Origin of the sequence: Shewanella sp. BC20 (assembly GCF_003129585.1) — a bacterium.
GTDB classification, from domain to species: Bacteria; Pseudomonadota; Gammaproteobacteria; order Enterobacterales; family Shewanellaceae; genus Shewanella; species Shewanella seohaensis.
In genome coordinates this window covers 118,532-140,295 of the sequence record NZ_NHRI01000005.1, presented here as the reverse complement: position 1 = coordinate 140,295, position 21,764 = coordinate 118,532, and the positions used below count along the sequence as shown (strand labels likewise).

19 protein-coding genes are annotated in these 21,764 nt (G+C 48.8%); 8 read left to right on the top strand and 11 right to left on the bottom strand.

The features are described 5' to 3' along the window. The first annotated feature begins 23 nt into the window (after positions 1-23). Positions 24-695, top strand: a complete 672-nt coding sequence (locus CBX96_RS07695; protein WP_109286279.1) for a response regulator transcription factor — start codon at positions 24-26, stop codon at positions 693-695. 102 nt (positions 696-797) lie between these two features. Here the strand turns inward: CBX96_RS07695 and CBX96_RS07690 are convergent, their stop codons facing one another. Then, positions 798-4,304 (bottom strand): PAS domain-containing hybrid sensor histidine kinase/response regulator, encoded by a 3,507-nt coding sequence (locus CBX96_RS07690; protein WP_109286278.1) that lies wholly within the window; start codon positions 4,302-4,304, stop codon positions 798-800. 157 nt (positions 4,305-4,461) lie between these two features. Between CBX96_RS07690 and CBX96_RS07685 the strand changes: the two genes are divergently transcribed. Further along, positions 4,462-5,637, top strand: a complete 1,176-nt coding sequence (locus CBX96_RS07685) for a CynX/NimT family MFS transporter (RefSeq protein WP_109286277.1) — start codon at positions 4,462-4,464, stop codon at positions 5,635-5,637. Positions 5,638-5,639: 2 nt separating this feature from the next. Next, positions 5,640-6,629: an alpha/beta hydrolase gene (locus CBX96_RS07680; RefSeq protein ID WP_109286276.1), complete on the top strand. Its 990-nt coding sequence runs from the start codon at positions 5,640-5,642 to the stop codon at positions 6,627-6,629. 178 nt (positions 6,630-6,807) lie between these two features. Here the strand turns inward: CBX96_RS07680 and CBX96_RS07675 are convergent, their stop codons facing one another. From CBX96_RS07675 to CBX96_RS21555, 4 genes are all read right to left on the bottom strand, one after another. Further along, a complete protein-coding gene (locus tag CBX96_RS07675) occupies positions 6,808-8,514 on the bottom strand; it encodes an amidase (RefSeq protein ID WP_109286316.1) in 1,707 nt (568 codons plus the stop codon). A 77-nt stretch (positions 8,515-8,591) separates the two neighbouring features. Beyond that, the gene (gene aguA, locus CBX96_RS07670; protein WP_109286275.1) at positions 8,592-9,704 is read right to left on the bottom strand and encodes an agmatine deiminase; all 1,113 of its coding nucleotides are present in this window, start codon (positions 9,702-9,704) and stop codon (positions 8,592-8,594) included. A gap of 396 nt (positions 9,705-10,100) precedes the next feature. After that, positions 10,101-10,979, bottom strand: coding sequence for a 3-hydroxybutyrate dehydrogenase (locus CBX96_RS07665; protein ID WP_109286274.1), 879 nt, complete (start codon positions 10,977-10,979; stop codon positions 10,101-10,103). Further along, positions 10,933-11,091, bottom strand: coding sequence for a hypothetical protein (locus CBX96_RS21555; protein ID WP_181382162.1), 159 nt, complete (start codon positions 11,089-11,091; stop codon positions 10,933-10,935). The genes CBX96_RS07665 and CBX96_RS21555 overlap by 47 nt, the downstream gene beginning before the upstream one ends. A 28-nt stretch (positions 11,092-11,119) precedes the next feature. On the opposite strand from CBX96_RS21555, the gene CBX96_RS07660 reads away from it, so the two are divergent. After that, the gene (locus CBX96_RS07660) at positions 11,120-11,827 is read left to right on the top strand and encodes a CoA transferase subunit A (protein WP_011624026.1); all 708 of its coding nucleotides are present in this window, start codon (positions 11,120-11,122) and stop codon (positions 11,825-11,827) included. Between the two features lie 9 nt (positions 11,828-11,836). After that, positions 11,837-12,496 (top strand): 3-oxoacid CoA-transferase subunit B, encoded by a 660-nt coding sequence (locus CBX96_RS07655; RefSeq protein ID WP_109286273.1) that lies wholly within the window; start codon positions 11,837-11,839, stop codon positions 12,494-12,496. Positions 12,497-12,690: 194 nt separating this feature from the next. On the opposite strand, the gene CBX96_RS07650 is transcribed toward CBX96_RS07655, so the two are convergent. The 4 genes from CBX96_RS07650 to CBX96_RS07635 form a co-directional block, all read right to left on the bottom strand. Beyond that, positions 12,691-13,125 (bottom strand): hypothetical protein, encoded by a 435-nt coding sequence (locus CBX96_RS07650; RefSeq protein ID WP_109286272.1) that lies wholly within the window; start codon positions 13,123-13,125, stop codon positions 12,691-12,693. A gap of 9 nt (positions 13,126-13,134) precedes the next feature. Beyond that, positions 13,135-13,542 (bottom strand): hypothetical protein, encoded by a 408-nt coding sequence (locus CBX96_RS07645; protein ID WP_011624029.1) that lies wholly within the window; start codon positions 13,540-13,542, stop codon positions 13,135-13,137. A gap of 530 nt (positions 13,543-14,072) precedes the next feature. After that, positions 14,073-14,783, bottom strand: coding sequence for a hypothetical protein (locus CBX96_RS07640; RefSeq protein ID WP_109286271.1), 711 nt, complete (start codon positions 14,781-14,783; stop codon positions 14,073-14,075). A gap of 157 nt (positions 14,784-14,940) precedes the next feature. Next, positions 14,941-15,462: a type II secretion system protein gene (locus CBX96_RS07635; RefSeq protein ID WP_109286270.1), complete on the bottom strand. Its 522-nt coding sequence runs from the start codon at positions 15,460-15,462 to the stop codon at positions 14,941-14,943. Between the two features lie 326 nt (positions 15,463-15,788). Here CBX96_RS07635 and CBX96_RS07630 point away from each other — a divergent pair, with 326 nt between their 5' ends. Both CBX96_RS07630 and CBX96_RS07625 read left to right on the top strand, forming a co-directional pair. Beyond that, positions 15,789-16,640 carry a hypothetical protein gene (locus CBX96_RS07630; protein ID WP_109286269.1) on the top strand — a complete coding sequence of 284 codons (852 nt, stop codon included), beginning with the start codon at positions 15,789-15,791 and terminating at the stop codon, positions 16,638-16,640. A 58-nt stretch (positions 16,641-16,698) separates the two neighbouring features. Beyond that, on the top strand, positions 16,699-17,415 hold the full coding sequence (locus tag CBX96_RS07625; protein WP_181382161.1) for a CPBP family intramembrane glutamic endopeptidase: 717 nt from the start codon (positions 16,699-16,701) through the stop codon (positions 17,413-17,415). Between the two features lie 99 nt (positions 17,416-17,514). Here the strand turns inward: CBX96_RS07625 and metE are convergent, their stop codons facing one another. After that, entirely contained in the window at positions 17,515-19,797 is a 2,283-nt protein-coding gene (metE, locus tag CBX96_RS07620) for a 5-methyltetrahydropteroyltriglutamate--homocysteine S-methyltransferase (RefSeq protein ID WP_109286267.1), read from the bottom strand. A gap of 200 nt (positions 19,798-19,997) precedes the next feature. Here metE and CBX96_RS07615 point away from each other — a divergent pair, with 200 nt between their 5' ends. Next, positions 19,998-20,903, top strand: a complete 906-nt coding sequence (locus CBX96_RS07615) for a LysR family transcriptional regulator (protein WP_011624035.1) — start codon at positions 19,998-20,000, stop codon at positions 20,901-20,903. 60 nt (positions 20,904-20,963) lie between these two features. Here the strand turns inward: CBX96_RS07615 and CBX96_RS07610 are convergent, their stop codons facing one another. Continuing rightward, positions 20,964-21,692 carry an HDOD domain-containing protein gene (locus CBX96_RS07610; protein WP_011624036.1) on the bottom strand — a complete coding sequence of 243 codons (729 nt, stop codon included), beginning with the start codon at positions 21,690-21,692 and terminating at the stop codon, positions 20,964-20,966. Between the last annotated feature and the right edge of the window lie 72 nt (positions 21,693-21,764).

Here is a 21,764-nt window from a genome sequence, read left to right as displayed (position 1 = left end):
TTAAAAAATAAAGGGAACGGATTATGTCTCAGATAAAAGTCGCCATTGCTGATGATCATCCATTATTTCGTACAGCCTTAACGCAAGCTGTTCTCAAGAATGTGAATACAGCGGAAGTATTGGAAGCGGAAAACTTTCAAGAATTAATTACGCTCGTTGAGAATAATCCTGATATTGAACTGATCTTTCTCGATTTACATATGCCCGGTAATGAGGGCTTTACCGGCTTAACCCTGCTACAGAATCATTTTCCCGATATCGCAGTGATCATGGTGTCCTCCGATGATCAGCCCGAGATTATCCGTAAGGCCATTAACTTTGGCGCCAGTGCGTTTATCCCCAAATCCGCCAGCTTAACCCAGATCTCCACCGCGATTGCTACTGTGTTCGAAGGGGAAGTCTGGCTACCGGAACACACGGATATCAATGTCGATCAGCAAACCGCAGCCGAACATCAACGTTTAGCGAAGCAACTGGCGCAATTAACCCCGCAGCAATACACAGTGCTGGCCAGCATTGCCAATGGACGCTTAAACAAGCAGATCGCCTATGATCTTGATATTAAAGAGACCACAGTTAAGAAACACGTGTCGGCGATACTGGTTAAACTCGAAGTCTACAACCGCACTCAGGCGGGCTTAGTCTTCCAACAGTTGATGATAACCAGCAACGATAAACCGCCGATCAGCGCCTAACTAACCTAGGCTCCAGAATTCAAACCTAAAGAAAAACAGTGGCACTAAGCCACTGTTTTTTTTATCCGCATTTATTAATGCCAGAACCACGATAGTGCAGAGTTAAGACAATTGCTTAATCAATCGTTTTAAGGCGGTGGCTTTAACGGGTTTACGCACAAAACTGAACTGTGCACTGCTGGTATGTTGTCGCACGGATTCAGACGGATCTGCCGAGCAGATAATGCAGGTCGGACGCTGACTACTAAACACAGGATGGGTGAGTAAGCTTTGCACCAGATCGACACCGTTTTGGTCATCATCCAAGTGGTAATCGGCAATGATAAGCTTCGGCAACACCTGCTGCGTCAGTTGCAGCTCGGCGCTGGCTTTATCCCGTGCAGTGAGTACATGGCAGCCCCAACCTAACAGCAATGAGGAGATGGCCTTTAGCATTAACTCATCGTTATCTATGACTAAAACGCTGATATTAAAGCTATCGTTTACGCCTTCCTCTTCGCTGCGTAGCTTTACCACATTACAGGGTTTGGTCTGGGCAAATACGCGCGGTACTTCAACACTAAAACAGGTGCCCTTACCCACCTCTGAGTACAAGCTAATCTTAAGTCCGAGTAACTTCGCGATGCGATCGCAAATCGCCAGTCCAAGCCCAAGCCCTGGGATCTCCCGCGTTTGTTCGAGGCGCTCAAACTCGCCGAAAATCGCCAGCTGTTTATCTTGAGGAATGCCCGGGCCATTGTCCCACACTTGGATAAGCAGGCTGTGTTCGAGTCGCCTCACTCCCAACAACACCTTAGGCACAAAATCGGCTTGTGATAGCTTAGGCAGAGCCGCGCTGGCATTGAGCGACAACGGCGTTTGCCGATTCACCGCGCCAGCTGGGGAATAATGGAATGCATTGGAGAGGAAGTTTTGAATAATCCGTCGCAGCAAACGTTGGTCGCTCTGCACTAGGCAAGAGGAAAACTGATAGGAAAAATCGATGCCCTGCTCGGCAGAAAGCACTTTAAACTCATTCACTAAGGTCAAGAGTAAGTCATTGAGCGCAAACTGGCTCTGCTCAGTTTTAAGGCTGCTGCTATCGAGGCGAGAGATTTCCACCAGATCGGATAACAGGCTCTCCACCACATTTAAGGAAGCTTCAATATGGGTGGCGAGATCCTTGAGTTCGGTCGACGTCACCCGCTGTTTGAGCATCTCGGTAAACAGGGTGAGCGCGTTAAAGGGCTGCATTAAATCGTGGCTCGCCGCCGCTAAAAAACGTGTCTTACTGCTATTGGCCGCCTCGGCTTCGGCCTTGGCTTTCGCGAGTTCCCTTGTGCGGCTTTCGACCCGCTTTTCGAGGGTTTCGTTAGCCAGTTGCAGGGCTTTTTCGGCCTGAATATGGGCGGTAATGTCGGTAAAGGTACTGACAAAGCCGCCCCCCGGCATGGCTTGACCACGGATCTCCAGCACCTTGCCATCGAGCATAGTGCGCTGAAAATGGTGTGGGCTACCGCTACGCATATGGGCGAGGCGTTTTTCCACCAGCTCATGGGCTTCATCGCCCACAATAATGCCGCGCTCGATATTAAACCTAAGCAGCGTCTCTATCGGTATGCCTGCTTTGACGTAATCTTTAGGATAATCAAGCAATTCAATATAGCGTTTGTTCCATGCAACTAGGCGCATATCGGCATCGACCACGCTGATCCCCTGCTCGATGTTTTCGACCCCAGATTGCAGCAACTCGCGGTTAAACTCGAAGATCTGGTTAGCCTCATCAACTATGCTGACCACATCCTCCAGCGGCACTTGCTGGGAGCGTGAGGCGGCATTCATCACCATCCGCGTCGAGGCAGACCCTAGCACTCCCGACAGCTTAAGGCGGGTGTAATCCACCAGCTCCTCGCGCCGTGTGGCTAATTGCAATTCCGAACCAAGTACTTTCGCCCTAGCCTGCAGGGCATCGGCTTCTTCCTTATTGATAAAGCGGTGTAGTAGGCTCGCCAGATCCTCAACCGAGAGGTGCCTTTCCAGCGCCACCTGTTTACGGTTTACAAACACATCGGCTTGAAGCACTTCCCCCACACTCTGCTCTTTCAGTAACGAAATCAGCACAAAACAACCGACGTTCGCGAGCAAACTATACAGTAGGCCGTGGCTGATATTATCCAGCCCCGTCAGGCCAAATAGCGCGGTTGGAGTTAACCATGGAATATTCAACAAGCCTTGGGTGACCCAGAGTGCATCGGGAAAGGTCGCGGGCAACAGCAAGGTATAGAGCCAGACTAAACTGCCCATCAACATGCCCCAAAAGGCACCTTGGGTGGTGGCGCGGCGCCAATAGAGCGCGCCCACGGCGGCGGGGAAAAACTGCGACAACAGCACAAAGGATAACAAGCCGATACTAGCCAAGTGATTCTGCTGGTCGATATAACGCTCGAAGGCAAAGGCCGATAACAGAATCGCCGCTATTGATATCCGCCGTAAATTGAGCAATATCCCCGCGAGCTGCGGCGTCTGCTGCGAGCTAAACTTCGGTAATCTCAGCAGCAATGGAGTCAAAATCTCGGTCGAAATCATGGTGCTGAGTACAATCGCCGCCACAATGACCATGGCCGTTGCCGCCGCAAGGCCGCCAATATACACCAAGATCCCAAGCCAAGCTTGCTGATAGAAAAGTGGTAAGGTCAGCACATAGGTGTCGGCATCGACACTGCCACCGGGGAAGCTAATCTGCCCCGCAAGCGCGATAGGCAATACAAAGGCATTAATCAGCAGCAGATACAGTGGCACCATCCAACGGGCGGCTTTTAACTCTTTGGCATGATGATTTTCAATCATCATCATGTGGAATTCCTGTGGCAGCGCATAGATGGTAATGGCGCCCAGCAGAATTTGTGACAGCACAAAATAGAGTGAATTCCCCTCAGAGCTCGGCGGTAAATGCTGACCTCGAGCGAGCAAATCACTGAAACCATCAAACACATAGAAAGTAGCGAACAACCCAACCGTGGTGAGCGCAAACAGCTTAACGATTGAGCTAAAGGCAATCGCCAGTACCAAACCTTGATTTTGTTTACTGGCCGAAAGCTGCCGTGTACCAAATAAGATACTAAAGATAATCAACACGATAGTAACGATAAACGCCGTGCTGATCCCTGACTGAAAGGTGCCAGTTAAGAGGTCGAAACTGGTGCTTATCGCCCTCAGTTGCAGCGCGATATAGGGAATAGTGCCAAAGAGGGACACCATGGCAACGCTGGCGGCAATTTTAGGCGAGCGGTCGAAGCGGCAGGCGATAAAGTCAGCAATCGAGGTCAGGTTTTGGCTTTTGATGATCTGCAATGTGCGCATCAACATAGGCCACGCCAGCACTAGGCAGATTATCGAACCTATGTAGATGGGCGCTAACCAAGCGCCCGTGGTAGCCGCTTGCCCAACCGTGCCGTAAAACGCCCACGAAGTGCAACATACTCCCAAGGATAAACTGTACACCCAAGGCCGTTTACGCCATTGATCTATCGCCTGATTTTGCCCCCACTGGGCGACAATAAACAGCACAGCCAAATAGGCAATCGATATAACGCTGATCCACCAAGTATCAACAGACAACCACGCCAGCAAGATATTCCCCAATCAACCTGTATACACCCAGCCAAACTACACTAGACAAACAAATTGTTAAACACTTGATAACAGCACGGTGCACTAAGGTAGTACTTATTTATCCCCCCCCATCGGCTAACCTACGGCCAATATTGACTCGAGGTTTTAAACAACTATGCCGATAAAAATTACCCATAAATATCTCGTAGAAGGCTTGGTTTTTACCAGTTACGTCTTATTTGCAATGGCATGGGTCGGCGGCACCGCGAGTATGAATAACATCATGGCCTCGATGCATATCGAGAGTTATGCCTCCGCCAGTTTACTGAGCGGCGCTGTCACCTTAGCCAAAATTGTCGGCACCTTTGCTGCGGCCTATCTCACCCTCAAATTTGGGGTGAAGTATGCGTTTTTAGTCGCTGCATTATTGATAGTCACGGGCATCATGACACCCTTCGCCCCAAACTATGAGTTACTGCTGGTGAGCCGCTTTTTAATGGGACTGGGCGGCGCCTTTATGATTGTCTATTTCAACCCGATTGTGATGCACTGGTTCGCCCCGGAAGAACGCCCTGTGATCAATGGATTAAACGCAGTGGCCTTTAATGTGGGCACGGCTATCGTGCTTTGGGGTATGCCGAGCATCAACGCCATCAGCGGCGGTTGGCAACAAAGCCTGTTGGTGTTTTCCATTGCCAGTCTGGTACTGGCGCTACTGTGGTTATTGGTGAAGTTCGAACAAGCCCCTAGCCATCAAGCCCATGCACAACAAGACGACACTCACTCATACTCCTATCTCGATGGCTTAAAAGACGGCTTTAACTGGGCCTATGCCCTCACCTACTCGGGATTATTATCCTTTTATATTTGCCTATTCACCTTTTATCCGCAGGCGGGCATCAGCCAGAGTAAGTGGGTGATTGGCTTTGGGATTGTCGGCACCATAGCGGGGATACTCTACAGCCGTAAACAGCCCCTGCGCTTGCCAATTATTCGCCTCAGCGGCCTGCTTATTTTCTTAACCGTGTTAGGGCTCTCCTTTGGCTCGGCGCCTTGGCTGCAAACCCTGTGCGCCATCGTCTTAGGCTTTTGCATCTTTTTACCCGTCACCGCTTTAGTCTCGATTCCCCACGAGCTACCTAAGATGACCAGTCAAAAAATCACGGTGATTTTTAGCCTGTTTTGGTCCATCAGCTATCTGATTTCGACCTTAGTGCTATGGCTGTTTGGCAAGCTCGTGGATATCAACCAAGGCAGTTACTTCGCCTCGTTTGTGCTGATCACCCTATTAAGCGCAACAGTGTTTATTGGCAGCTATTTTCTCCCCGAAACCGGACAAGCTAAGGAGTAAGCATGCAAGTTTCCCCACGCGGTACCGCTTCAGCAAAGCTGACGGATTTTCTTGAGTTAGCGAACCAGAATATCGCCCTCGCGAAACAGCAAAATATTCAATACAGCCCACAGCTGCTGCGGGAAAACTTGAACAAACTCGCGGCCCTGATGAGTGCTAAGCCTGAGGTGAGTTATATCGCCGATAAGGCATGGCAAGTTAAGGATGCGCAGCATGGCGACAGGGAAATTGGTTGCCGAGTTTATAGCCCTGCGCCCAACAAAGCGCTGCCCGTGGTATTACATTTTCACGGCGGCGGCCATATGTGCGGCAGTGTGGAGCTGTACGACCCTATCTGTCGTCACCTGGCCAGTATCGCTCAATGTGTGGTGATCAGTGTTGAGTATCGCCTCGCGCCCGAATATCCCTATCCGGCGGGACTTGAAGACTGCGAATACGCCCTGCGCCACTATCAAAGCGTGCTGACTGAGGTGCAATACCAACAAGGTGTTAGCATCATGGGTGACAGTGCCGGTGGCGCGCTATGCACTAGCCTTAGCCAACGCAGCCTCAGCGACAGCACACTTAACATCGCCAAACAGATCTTGGTGTATCCCAGCGTGGATTACACTATGGCGAGCGCTTCCTATCAGAGTAATGGTGCAGGTTTCTTGCTCGAAACCCCGAGGGTTCAATGGTACTTCGAGCAATATTTTCAGGAAGTGGCTAAGGATGCCGAGCGAGTCAAACAAGCTTCCCCCTTACATGGCGAGTTCAACGCCAAACTGCCCAGCACCTTGATATTTACCGCGGGCTGCGACCCTCTGCGAGATGAAGGCATTGCCTATGCAAACGCCTTAACAGCAGCTGGCGTGCAGGTGCAACACCATCAATTTGAAGACATGATCCACGCCTATATGCTGCTGCAGGATTTGGTTTCGCAAGAATGCCTTGCGACCTACCGCATGATTGCCGCATTTTTAGCAGAGCCCGTAACCGCAGCCACTCGCTAGCTCGCCTATTCAAACTCTCCCTCGAAGCACCTACACCCAAGATATGCTTGTAGGTGCTTATTTTTTAAGTCGGTAATGATGAAAGAAGCGATTTAAAATAATGGAGTCACACAATAAAAAACGGGATGGGTATTGTTACCCATCCCGTTTTGTATTTCTCAGTCTTACGGCTTAGAGCTTATTGACTCAGCGGCGGTGTACGCGGCGGAACCATACGCTTATTGCCCGTCGACTCGAACGCGCTAGCAAACTTCAGCAGGTTGTTATCATCGTAGGCACGGCCCGCAAAGGTTAATCCTACAGGCATGCCAATATCGGCCATTACGCCCATAGGCACAGTCACAGTCGGTACGCCTAAATGGCGAATCGCAAGGTTACCGTTTGCCACCCAAACCCCGTTGCTCCAAGCGATATCGGCTGAGGCCGGATTCACATGGGCATCGGCGGGGCCGACATCGGCCACAGTCGGGAACAGCACGGCATCCAGCTTAAGTCCGTCCATCCAGTCTTCGAGATCCAGCTTACGGGTCTTCTCTAAACCACGCAGACCATCGGGAATACTGTCGATCTGGTCATAGGATTTCAGGCCGCGTTTGGCCATGTTGACATACTCTTCCATGCCCGCCGCTAAATCACCCTCACGGTTTGGCAAGGTGCCGAGGTCATGGGGGAATATCAAATGTCCCACCACATCTTCAAGCTTGTTGAGTTTAGGGTCGTTGTTCGCCCGCAGGAATTCATCGAACGCCCAACCCGAAAGCTCCCATAATTCATCATGGAGGAATTGGGGCGTCACTATGCCACGGTTAAACACGGTCGGCGCACCTGGGCGGTCGCCTTCGCAGTTAGACACCAGCGGAAAATCGACTTCAATCACTTCCGCACCAGCGGCTTCTAGGGCTTTACGCGCCGCTTCCCACAAATCGATAACCGATTGGCGAGTATGGATACGTTGTCCCGTTGGCCCACCGATACCTGGGTTTTCGCTGGTACCTGCTAGTTCATCTTTGTTGATGTACATGCGTGGTACGCCAAAACGCTTCCCCTTCAGGGTGTCGGCGCTAGCGGCGAGCGCCAGATAGGATTCTGGGCGAACGCTAGAAGCTTTAGGGATTTGAACCCAAGGTTGCAGGCGCCAGAGATCGCCACGGGTGATTGGGTCATCGGCCACAATCACATCCAGCACTTCGAGCATATCCGCCATAGTGCGGGTATAAGGCACGACCACGTCCATGGTTGGGGTTAATGGCCAGTTGCCGCGCACCGAAATCACCCCGCGAGACGGCGTATAGGCACACAAACCGTTGTTGGACGCAGGGCCACGGCCACTCGACCATGTCTCTTCGGCAAGACCGAACGCCGAGTAGCTTGCCGCCGTTCCGGTGCCCGCACCGTTGGAAGAACCCGAAGCAAAGGGCGCCGTCAGATAGTTCGCATTGTAGGGGCTTTCGGCGCGGCCATAGTGACCACGCTGCATGCCGCCATTCGCCATCGGTGGCATATTGGTTTTGCCTAAGCAAATAGCACCCGCGGCACGAAGACGCTCCACCGCGAAGGCATCGTACTGGGCCACTAAATCTTTAAATGCTGGGCTACCAGACGCCGCCGTCAGTCCCTTCACTAAATAGCTGTCCTTAGCGGTGTAAGGAATACCATCGAGCGGGCTTAAGGTTTCGCCACGGGCACGGCGCGCATCGGAAGCCTCGGCTTCTTTGAGCGCATCGGGATTGTGCACCACTAACGCATTCAACTTAGTCTCAGTGGCAGGACCATCGTAAGCCGCCACTCGAGCCAAATAGGATTTCACCAACTCAACCGCAGTTGTGCGGCCAGATTCGAGCGCTTCACGCAGCTCGGCAATGGAAACTTCAGTCACTTCAAACATTTTACGCCCTCCCGCAGAAAGCCAATTGTGGTGCAATAACAGTGACATCAAGCGTCATACTGTTCTCCTTGGTGTACTTACTTTCCAGAAGGGATCTGCTGAGTAATACAATGGATATTGCCGCCACCTAATAAAATCTCCCGCGCAGGCACACCCACAATCTTGTGCTCAGGGAAAATCTCCTGCAGTTTTTGCGCAGCGATATCGTCGGTGGCAGGGTCAAGCAGTGGGAATACGATACGATCGTTAGTGATTAAAAAGTTCACATAAGAGCCGGCTAAGCGCTCGCCCGCAGTGCGTGGTACGCCAGTGCCTTCTGTTACGCCTTTTGATTCTTCTTCGGTGCAATACAGAGGACCCGGTTGTGGCAGCAGGTGAATTTTTAACTTGCGACCTTGGGCGTCAACTGTGTTTTGCAACACATCCAGCGCGGCCTTCGAGCGTGGATATTGTGGATCGGTTTCATCGTCGGTCCAGTGCAAGATCACTTCACCTGGGCGGGCGAAACAGCACATGTTATCGATATGGCCGTCGGTTTCGTCCATATAAACGCCCTCTTCCAACCAGATAAACTGTTTAACATTTAAATAGTCGCGCAGTAAGGCTTCGATCTGCTCTTTCGTCAGGTCTGGGTTACGGTTGGCGTTCAGTAAACATTCGGCCGTGGTCATACAGGTGCCTTCACCATCGACATGGATGGAGCCACCTTCGAGGATCAAGGGTGCACTATAACGGGCAAAACCATGTTGCTTGAGCATTTGTGCGGCAACCTGTTCGTCTTTATCCCATGGGAAATACAGACCACCGTTGTGACCACCCCAAGCATTGAAGCCCCAATCCACACCACGGCATTCGCCCTCGGCATTAACCACCACAGTAGGTCCTGTATCGCGAGCCCAGCAGTCGTTGCTGTCGATTTCGACTAGAGTCACGTGTGAAGGCATCACTTTTTGGGCTTCTGCTAAAAAGGCCTGAGGTACACCCATATAAACGGGAGTTGCCCCACCAATGGCATCGGCCACCTTAGCAAAGGTCGCTTGAGCATAAGCACCTGCAGAACGCCAGTTATCAGGACGATATGGCCAAATCATCCATACGGCTTGCTGCGCCGCCCATTCGGCGGGCATATAAAAACCATCTTGTGATGGCTTAGTCGTTAACTGCGTGGCATCCACATTTGCGTTTGTCATGAGTTTTGTCTCCAGTAATGCTCAAATCTATAAGGGTGTACGCCCCGTTTAGGACGACATAATAGAAATACACCTAACATAATCAAATAAATAAATCGAATAACCGCATTCTTCACGCGGCGCGTTAGGTCAAAATTGCCACGTCTTCACTAGGTGAGTTTTCACCTCATAAAAATTCTGGCGCCTATCTTATCATTTAAGACGGCTTTCGCTGAATAGTGCTATGCAGGGCATTGGTGAGAATTTACTGGATAATGCGCTATTTGCTGTCAGTATCCGCGCCCGCCATCCCACCCAAGCCAATGCAAAAAGGCGAACCATAAGGTTCGCCTTTGTTATTAACGTCTTAACAAGCAAGTGAAAATGAATGTTGGACTGTCGCAGTCAATACCAAACCTATTGCGCGGTCCAGGCGCCGTCCATGGCCAGCGATGCGCCGGTAATCCCCCGCGCCGCGCTGCTACATAAAAACAGTACAAACTCACCAATCTGACGCGGGTCGAGCATCTCTGGCAGGGGTTGTTTTGCCGTGACGAGTTGATACTTAGCCTCGTCGTAACTTAAGCCCTTATTGCTAGCGATAGCCTCAATCTGCTTGTTGATCAGCGGTGTATCCACCCAGCCAGGGCAAATCGCATTGACGGTAATCCCCTGCTCGGCGCACTCGATGGCCACGACTTTGGTTAGGCCGACAATCCCGTGTTTAGCCGCACAATAGGCCGCCTTATTGACCGAGGCCACTAAACCATGCACAGAGGCGATATTGATAATGCGACCCCAACGCTTTTCGGCCATCGCAGGCACGACTTGTTGAATGGTATGAAAGGCCGAGGACAGGTTAATGGCGATAATGTCATTCCATTTATCAATCGGGAAATGAGCAACATTTTCAGTGTGTTGAATACCGGCGTTATTCACCAAAATATCAATACTGCCCAGAGCATTAACGCCTGCATCCATAAAGGCATGAATGCTCTCGGGATCCCGCAGATCGGCGTTACTGAAGAAAGTATTAATGTGATATTGCTCGGCAAAATCCGCCGCCAAGCGTTGCCCCTCGGCTTCGGGCATTAAGCCGTGCAGGATAAGATGACAACCTTGCTCCGCCAGCACATGGGCCGTTGCTAAACCAATTCCACTGGTGGAGCCGGTGATCAGCCCTACCTTACCCTTTAAGCTTGAGTGTTCAACCGCCATATTGCTTGTCTCCCGATGCTTTAAAATCCAGTCACAGTCCTTTATCCATGCCTTGAACACCGGCATGGCGGGGCGCATATCCCCAACGCCCCAGACTCAATGCCATTAGAATATGGCAATTGGCCGCGGTTTTATTTGGCACCTTAGTACCATAGGAGCGCTCGAAAAATTGGGTAATAGTAAGCGCCACACTTTCAGCAAGCGTAAGAGAGCACTCCATGTCTGGATTGAATAAGGTGGTTACCAGCTACAGCGATGCGTTAGCGGGACTCGAAGATGGGATGACGGTGATAGCAGGCGGCTTTGGCCTTTGCGGTATTCCTGAAAATCTAATCAAAGAAATCAAACACAAGGGCACCAAAAACCTGACCGTCGTCTCCAATAACTGCGGCACTACGGAATACGGACTTGGGATCTTATTGCTCGATAAACAGATCAAAAAAATGATCGCCTCCTATGTGGGCGAAAATGCCAACTTCGAGGCGCAGATGATGTCTGGCGAACTGGAAGTTGAACTCACGCCGCAGGGCACGCTGGCGGAAAAAATGCGTGCGGCGGGCGCGGGCATTCCGGCTTTTTATACCGCAACCGGCTATGGCACTGACGTGGCAATAGGTAAAGAAGTCAAAGAATTCAATGGTCGCCATTACATTCTTGAAGAATCGATTACAGGCGACTTTGCCATAGTCAAAGCCTGGAAGGCCGACACCTTCGGCAATTTAGTCTTTCGCAAAACTGCCCGTAACTTCAATCCCCTTGCTGCCACCGCGGGCAAGATAACCGTGGTGGAGGTGGAGGAAATTGTCGAACCGGGTCAATTAGATCCCGATGAAATCCATACGCCCGGCATCTATGTAGATAGGCTTATCCAAGGCAGCTTCGAGAAACGTATCGAGCAACTGACTACCCGCCCCTCCAGCAAATAGGATTTGGTTATGGCACTTTCAAGAGAACAACTCGCCCAGCGCGTCGCCCAAGAACTCAAAGATGGCTATTACGTGAATCTTGGCATTGGTATCCCCACACTGGTAGCCAACTATATTCCCGAAGGCATTGAAGTGATGCTGCAATCCGAAAACGGCCTGTTAGGGATGGGGCCTTTTCCAACCATGGAAGAAGTCGATGCCGACTTAATCAATGCCGGCAAGCAAACAGTGACTATGGCAAGGGGCGCCGCCATCTTCGACTCGGCCGAGTCCTTTGCGATGATCCGCGGCGGCCATGTGGATCTCACCGTATTAGGCGCCTTTGAGGTCGATACTCAGGGTAATATCGCCTCCTATATGATCCCGGGCAAATTAATTAAGGGCATGGGCGGCGCTATGGATCTTGTCGCCGGCGCCGACAATATTATTGTGACCATGACCCACGCCTCAAAGCACGGTGAGTCTAAGCTATTAACCGAGTGTAGCCTGCCGCTAACGGGTAAGGGCTGCATCAAAAAAGTACTGACAGACTTGGCCTTTATCGAAATAAAAGAAGGCAAGTTTCATCTACTCGAACGCGCCCCCGGCGTGAGTGTCGAGGAGATTATTAAGCTCACTGCTGGTGAACTTATAGTGCCAGAGCATGTCCCCGAAATGATGTTTAACTAACCATCTTCGAATAAGGTATGTTACAGAAGAGGAAGACAGAAGGTTAATGGGAGTGAACACGGATTCCTTAACCATTAAATCTGTCACTGCTTGCATATGAAGCGGTCAAAGTAGAGAGGGAAATTGCTTAGCGATGTCCATCTCTACAATCTTCATCATTACAATTAGATTACCTCGAGAATCTCTAGCCATAACTAACTCCGATTTACGGGCAAAAATTGTTTGTGTGTCTTAATGGCTAAGTCCCAACATGTACTATTAATATTTGATTTAATATCTTGATAAAACATCTTGAGCAATAACTCCTCAGATGTACGAGCAGAGATATCTGCACCGACTTTAATGGCCCCTTGGATCGTCTCTTTATAGTACTGGTTATCATTGTATGACTGGGTTAATGTCCGACCCGTTTCAAAGTAGTAGTGTAGATAGACCAACTCACCCACCATAACGCCATAAGAGTCTGATTCTGTTTGATCATCTATCTCCATTCCCAAAGCCGCAGCTAAGAGAATGCATTCTCCGATCTCTTTTGATGGTTCAGGCTCCTGAGCATTGACTATAAATGAGCCAACAAACGAACAAGCGATAGCTAAGCCGACAGCGAGGCTTTTGATTGATGTTTTCATAATGGTTTTCTATTTGTTGATAAACCGAGCGACATAACTCTCACAAGTCATGTTAGTTGCTGCTCTAGTTACATCTTGGAAATAACGGGTTAATTGCTCTTTGGTATAGGCTTTCTCATCAAATAGAGCATTCTCATTAATAAGTCTCTCGGCTGTTACATTGATATAACTAGCTGATTTAAATCCAAACTGCCTGACTCTTGCCTGCTCAGCAAGTACAACTCGTGCTTCAGCATAAAACTCACTCTCATCTCCTACAGACAAGTCACGGATTGACTGAGCTAAAGCCGCACAAGTGTTGAGGAAGTTCGTAGTGTCATCCGATGGCTCAACCTCCGCCCTTACCGATAGTTGGATAAAGCCTAGGAGGAATGCTATTGCGACTATACGTAGCAAAATGATTCTTACCGATATCATTAGTTATCTCCTCATCAGAAAAGCTTTAGCGCTACCCAAGCGAACACAACGGCATATCCGAGAATGAGGAATAAGTTAGCTAATTCAAGTAATGCAAATTTAGTTTTATGTTTCATGGATGGTTAACTCTCTATTGGTTGTTCGTATTGGCCAGGCTATCTCTGGTTATCATTCTGGAGAATGATTGGGGTTAGCCGGCCGAAAATCGCTTAGTGGTGGCTTCCTATTTGGTTTAAATTGATGCATCTTGCAGCCCCTGAACGAGGAATGGTTTGCCACTGAGAATCCTAACTTCTTCATGGAAGTCAGCTTCATATCCGGCTAACAAGTGACTGATTAACGGTGAAAATGCACTACATATCGAAAAAATGGTTTTGTTATCTAGCTTGAATTTAACGTTTAAAGACATGGCCGATAGGATTGGGTCCAGCTAACCACCTAGATACTGTCTTTAGATTGTCCCCCCTCAATATCAGCCACCGGTGAATTGGGGATAACAATAGATTAGCGTCACGCGAAAACTGGGTGAGTTAAGTCTTTTGGAACTCAAACTTCTCGTCGAACTTCTCTGTTTGCTGGCCATCTTTTAGATTGATGATCCGGCCGTATAATTCACTGACTTGTGGAATCTCATCACCCGTGAGAATAATTCCGCCTAAATCAACGGTGAAGACAACCTGGGAGTGGTCTTCAAGGGTGTCAGCAACCCACTCAATGTCTGTCACAAATTGAAAGTCTTGCACAATTTGAGCGCCTTCTATTGAGGCCCAGATTTTCCCCCACTGACCATCGACAACTAACCGACCAATATCGTTATCTTTACTGTCTAGGCAGGTGATGATGTTACTGCCGTCCCCCCAATCTTCAATCACTCGCGCACATGGCAACTCCACTCCAGTTAGCGCTTTGATGCCATTTGTGTTGTAAATGACTGGAGGCTTTAAACCACGGTCATAGGGAGCTTGATCTAGAATCGCTTTACCATTGTGCTCTTTGATTGATGGACCAAATGCAGCATAGAGTGATAAACCTATGTTGATACGCTTGGCCAACTCTTGAGGTGCACTCAGAGCCGCCTCTCCAACTGTCCATACATCCCCCACATTTTGGGCTACACCAGCAACAACATATGCAACTTTCTGTAATGCTGGCTTAACGGTGCCAGCGTCTGCTTCACTTCCACATCCTCCTAATAAGATGCCAATGGATATCAGTAGGATAGATAAATACTGTGTTTTCATTTAGAACCCCAAATGCGGAATAACATCCCATAGTTAACTCATTTCCATCCCTCGAAATTGCCGAAATGACCATCAACAAACTGACTTCCACTAAAGGCTTCACCAAACACGTCAATTTGCATAAACATTCAAACAAACTTTTAACAACGGTAAGATATTAACAACCGCTATCCACTGTCGAATACTGAGGTAAAGTGGTTGCAGTTGCAGCCTCATAGACTAAATAACAAGCATTAGATGCCGTGCTATCTGCAGTTTTTCCCTTTGGAACCAGTTTAAAACTCGTCCCGTTAATAATGCGGATCCCCCAATCTTCAGAGGACACTGAAGTGGTATCATCACTTAACTCCTGCAAGCTCACTTCTAATATGTCCTTTAAGTCTTCTGCAACAATTCCAACAGAAGTATTGCTCGTCATGTAACCATAATCGGCGATGACAATAACCCCAGGCTCCAATGTCACGATCTGGGCTTTAGCCTTTTCGAGCCCCGCTATTACTGCTTTTGAATACACTAATGAATTTGCTCCTTGCAATGCTCCCTTCATCCCTTGAAGTGTCGATTCCCTCGCATCGGATTGTAGATTTATAAACTTTGGTGCAGCCGTAACAGCTAAGATCCCAAGAATAATGATCACAACGACCAACTCTATCAGGGTAAATCCAGTTTGTTTTTGCATGATAAATTACCTTCATTGAATAGCTAACCAAACAAACCATACGTACACTTTTTAAACTGCTCAAGCCAAATTGTTTCAAAATTACACAAATCAGTTCAAATTGTGAACAAACGCTGATTTTTGTGAAATTAAACTACAAAAAAGTTTTTTAAGGACTAAAGTTATTTGGTAATTAATCGATAATTACGCATAGATATTCAATCAAACTGACTAACCCTGATATTTTTGAAAACTCATATACCAGTGAGCACAAAAGCAAAGGTTTTCCGCCGTAGGCTAGTACATCAGTTTTCACAAAATATTTTGGAATGACATAGGACCAGAAAATGAAACATTTTAAGAACATAGGCTTCGGTGGTTTATTCTTACTCTCACTCGGAGCTCAAGCAGCTTCAACCTCACACTTAAATGATCTTATCGATATGAGAGCAAGCAGTGGTGAGCATCAGCTAGAAGAGCGAGGCTATACCTATAAAAACACGGTAAAAATCTCGAGCAGCTCTATTACTTATTGGTGGAGTGCAGACAGGGAACAGTGTATTGCAGTCACCACAAAGGAGGGACGTTATAGTGCCATTATGAATCAACCGTCAGAGGTATGTGGTCATTCATCATCTAATAACCACAGTCGTGATAATAAGCACGATCACGATAATAGACATGAACAGGATAAGCATGAACACAACAGGCACTCAAATAGCTTGGATAGCATTGTTGGCCTGCGTGCTAGTTCGGGAGAGAGTGAACTCCAAGACCTAGGCTATTTCCACCGCAGCACCAAAACGCTTAATCACAGTAAAGTCAGCTATTGGTGGAATCCAAATAAGCAAAACTGTATTGCTGTCACCACCAAGGATGGAAAATACGCCTCCTATGCGAATCATCAAAACAATAAGTTTTGTGATGATGAGAATACTGATGAAGCAAGACATCACAGTGAGCGTCATAACGCTAACAACTCAAATGATATTCAAAATCTTGTGGGAGGAAGGGCTAGCGGAGGTGAAAGAGTACTGGAAAGCCATGGCTATGAGTTCATCAAATCTCAAAAAGGTCCAGATCGTATCTGGGGATTTTGGTGGAATAAGTCACAGCATAAATGTCTCACTGTAGTCACTTTTGACGGTAAATATGAAGCAATTACGGATTCACCTGCTTTCGATTGTGGCCGTAAATAGTGATAACAGCAGCAATAATGGGTAACAAATGATATTAACTGGCAAGCAAGAGCAAAGTATGAGAGCGATGACTGACTTCCCATTTTATAATGGCAAGCCGATAAGCTTAACCGCTGGTCAGTGGGCGCTGTTAATCTTAGGGGCGATACTAGGCTTTATTAGCTTGGTATCTCCTTACCCTTTTGGAGCATATCCAGGACGAGATTGGGTAAGTACCATTCTCTTTCCTGGTATTCCGCTCTGTATGTTTTACCTTATTGTTGGTGAGCATTGGCGATTAATTTTTGACAAGCTTGACTTAAAAGCGGTTGGGTGGATGTTTTTGGTTGCCCTTCTCAACATAGTGGTCACTTTAGTCATCGGTAAGATGGTAATAGACACTGTGGGCGCAACAGCCAATCCCGCCTTCGAAATGCTCCGTCATCAGGACATATGGGAAAAGCTACTGTTCTTTTTACGAACGATTCCACAACTGTTTGGTGAAGAGCTCATCACAGTCATTCCATTTTTAGCCTTGATGTGGCTGCTTCATTCTCATTTTGGTGTCCAACGCAGAACCGCCATTATTATCGCTTGGATAGGATCAGCTATATTGTTTGGCATGGCACACTTACCTACGTATCAATGGAATTGGGTTCAATGCCTAATAGTGATAGGTGCAGCAAGAATGGTGCTGTTACTCGCCTACTTGAAAACAAAAAATATCTTAATATCCACAGGTGCCCACATCATCAACGATTGGACAATGTTAAGTGTTGTACTGCTTATCGGTTAATGCATCCAAGCTCATTACTTAAGAAAAACAGGGATACCTAAGGTATCCCTGTTTTTTTACGCTATGCCAAAGAGGCATAAATTGCAGATTTTACAGCGCTTAGCCGAGGCGGCGACGCAGTTCACGGGTCGCATCCACCATGTTCTTTAGCGCGGGTTCTACTTCATCCCAAGTGCGGGTTTTAAGGCCGCAATCGGGGTTAACCCACAGTTGGCGCACAGGCACTTTTTGCGCCGCTTTTTCGATAAGGTGCACCATGGCCTCAACACTTGGGGGATTTGGCGAGTGAATATCGTAAACGCCTGGGCCAATTTCATTAGGATATTCAAAATCTTCAAAGGCGTTGAGCAGTTCCATGCGTGAACGCGAGGTCTCGATGGTGATGACGTCCGCATCCATGGCGGCAATGGCCGCAATCGTATCGTTAAACTCGCTGTAGCACATATGGGTGTGGATTTGGGTTTCATCCACAACACCCGCCGCACTGAGTTTAAAAGCATTCACCGCCCAATCTAAGTAAGCTTGCCACTCGCTTTGCTTTAATGGCAGACCTTCGCGAAAGGCTGGCTCATCAATTTGAATAATGCCAATGCCTGCATTTTGTAAATCCACCACTTCATCACGAATCGCCAGCGCCAATTGGGTGGCAATGGTATCGCGGCTGATATCTTCACGGGCAAACGACCAATGCAGAATCGTCACAGGACCCGTTAGCATGCCTTTGACAGGTTTGTCCGTCAGGCTTTGGGCGAATTCGGCCCACTCCACCGTCATGGCCTTAGGGCGGCTCACATCACCATAAATCAACGGCGGCTTAACGCAGCGAGAACCATAACTCTGTACCCAACCATTTTTGGTAAAGCCCACGCCTTCGAGCTGCTCGCCGAAGTATTCCACCATGTCATTACGCTCGGCCTCACCATGAACTAGCACATCGATACCGAGTTTGAGCTGACGGTCTATGGTATCGCGGGTCACTTGCTGCAACTGCTCGGTATATTGGGCATCGCTTAGCTCCCCTTTGCGCCAGCGGCTACGTAAGCCACGGATAGCTGGCGTTTGTGGGAATGAGCCAATCGTGGTCGTTGGCAGCAATGGCAAACGATACTTGCGCTGCTGCACCGCTTGGCGCTCAGTAAATTCGCTCACACGTTCATAGTCGGCTTGAGTCAGCGCATCCACTCGGGCGATCACTTTAGCATCCGCCGCCTGTGCCTTAGCCTCACGGCGTGCCAAACAGGTGTTAACTATCTCTTTGGCGGCGACAGACTCAGGGGCCAGCAGCAATTGGCGCACATTCGCCAGTTCTAACAGCTTTTGCTTAGCAAACGCGAGCTGCTGACGTAGCGTCGGCGTGAGCGTTGTCTCCACCTCTAAATCTACAGGGCTGTGAAGCAGTGAGCATGAGGTGCCAATCCATAGGCGCGCACCGTCTTGTGAGCATAAGTCTCTGGCAACACTGCCGATACGCTCGACAATCAGGTCAACCTCTGCCGCCCACACGTTACGGCCATTAACTACACCCGCCGACAGAATTTGATCTGGTCTTAAGGCATTGGCAAACAAGGCCAATTGCTCGGGGGCAGTCACTAAATCGAGGTGCAAACCGGCAACAGGCAGCGCGGAAACCAGCGCCTGATGATGACTGATGCTGCCATAGTAGCTGGTGAGCAAAATCTTCACTTGAGCCGTTTTAAGCGCTTGATAAGCTTCGCTAATCGCCGCTTGCCAATCGGCGGCTAATTCGAGCGCCAGAATCGGCTCCTCAAGTTGCACCCAAGTCACGCCCTGCACGGAAAAACGCGCCAGAATGTCGGCATAGGCCTTTAACAGATTTGGCAATAGGCTGAGTTTATCGAAATCCTGACCCACGGTTTTTGCCAGATACAAGTAACTCACAGGGCCTAACAGTACGGGCTTGGCTTGATAACCCAGCGCCTGCGCCTCGGCGACTTCATCAAAAAACTGCTCATAGGCGATAGAGAAAACTTGGTCTTGCTTAAGCTCTGGCACTAAGTAGTGATAGTTAGTGTTGAAATACTTAGTCATTTCCGAGGCTGGCGCATCGGTGCCAGTTGGCGCACGACCACGGGCTACGCGGAATAAGGTATCAAGATCGATAGCGCCCTCGCCACGGTGACGATCTGGAATGGCGTTAAGGGTCGCACTCAGGGTTAACACTTGATCGTAAAAGGCAAAATCACCTACAGGCACTTGCTCAATCCCAGCGGCGACTTGCCATTGCCAATGGGTGCGGCGTAACTCCTTGGCCACCTCATGCAGTTCAGCTTGAGTGCTCTCACCACGCCAGTATTTTTCGAGGGCAAATTTCAGTTCACGACGACGCCCGATACGGGGAAAACCAAGACTGTTTAATTGCATACCATATCTTCCTTTATTTGAGATAAGCCATATTCGGCACTTGCACCCAGCTGATGGTGTTTTCTTGGCAATTTTTCGCATTTAAGCCTTGATAAATCACAGCGGGCGTCTGGACGTCTAGAAGTTTATTGTGATAGTCTCTATGCCAGCAACCGAATTGATTTCAAGCACAACATGAGCGAAATTCACTTGGAGTGATCATGATCGAACTAAGACATCTGCGAACCTTAATGGCACTGAAGGAAAGTGGCAGCTTGGCGGGCGCAGCCAAAAAACGTTTTGTCACTCAATCGGCTCTCTCCCACCAAATTAAGGAGTTAGAGCAACGAATTAATTCGCCCATTTTTGTGCGTAAAAGCAAACCCCTGTCCTTTACTCAGGAAGGCGCCCGCCTGTTGCACCTCGCCGAAGAGATCCTGCCTAAGGTGTTAGAAACAGAAACGGATCTGAAAAATGGCCTAGAGACAGAGACCAATCAACTCAGAGTGGGAATTGAATGCCACAGCTGTTTTCGCTGGTTAATGCCAGTGATGGAGCAATTTAGGCAAGATCATCCGCAGGCCGAGTTAGATCTCTCAAGCCGTCATCTATTCGACTCGCTCAATGCCTTGGAGATGGGCGAACTCGATATAGTGCTGACCTCAGATCCCGTACCGGGACACTCGCTCGCCTATCAGCATTTGTTTGATTTTGAAGTGAAGTTAGTGGTTGCCAAGGATCATCCCTTAGCGAAAGAAGCCTATGTTACGCCTAAGCAATTGGCCCGCTTACCCATTATCAGCTACCCAGTGCCACTGGCGCGTTTAGATATTTACCGCCACTTTTTAGAACCCGCAGGCGTTGAAGCTGGCGAGCAAAAGACCTGCGATTTGACCATGATGTTATTACAACGCATCGCCTGTAAGGACGGTATCGCCGCCCTGCCCAACTGGTCAATCAATGAGGGACATGGCTTGAGTTTAGCTTCAGTCAAACTTGGCCAAGAAGGCTTAAAGCGCCCACTATTCGGGGCCTATCGCCGCCACAGCGCGAACTCGGCCTTAGTGCAAAACTGGCTGCAACTGGTGGCAAGCGAAGGCTTAGCGCGTCAGCAAAAATCCAATTAGTGCCGCAAAAACAGCAATAAAAAAGCCTGCAATTGCAGGCTTTGTTTTTATGAGCAGCTCTTAGAGCGGGTTGAGTAACATGCCGCGCATCGAGAGCACACGGCGCAGAATCAACCCTGGAGAATTTTGATTACGGGTCTGGCGCAGGTTATGGGCGATCATAAACTCTTGACGCAGATCCTGATCGAGATCTAAGGCCTCAAAGGCTTCGATGGTTAAGGTCTGCTGCTGATTATCAATCAATGACTTAATCACGCTTAACGGGAAAGATTGCTCAGAGCTGGCATTTAAGTAAGCAAAGGCCGTTAAGGCAATGATTTGCCCGAACACACTAAACAGCGCCAAGGTTTGTACTTCATCGGGGTCGACATCGACATCCGGCATATCGACTAGGCTGTCGACCGCATCGGTAGCGATATTTTCCGTGAGTTTCCAATAACCTTGTACCAACTTCTTATAGGGTTGGGGTAATTCATCGAGGCGTTCTTTCAAATAGAAGGTGAAGGCATAACGATAAATATTGACCTGACCTAAACGGATTAGGGCGTCTTTTAAGGAGCGAGATTTAGGATTTACTACACCTGAAGCCTGCGCCGAATTACTGCGCATCAACATGTGGGCAGCTAATGCGGGATCGCTCGAAATAATATCGATCACATTACGAATGTCGCCTTCGGCAAGGATCGCTTTTTTGAGTGGAATTAAGATCCCACGGCGACCGATCACTTGCTCTTCATTCGCTATGATGGCTCTCACTTGAGTAAAAACCTGTTGCTCAAGATCTGTCATAAGACACTTTACACCTGTTAATTAGCTATAAGATGATTCGAATACCGCTCACATCATACCCAAACTACTGAG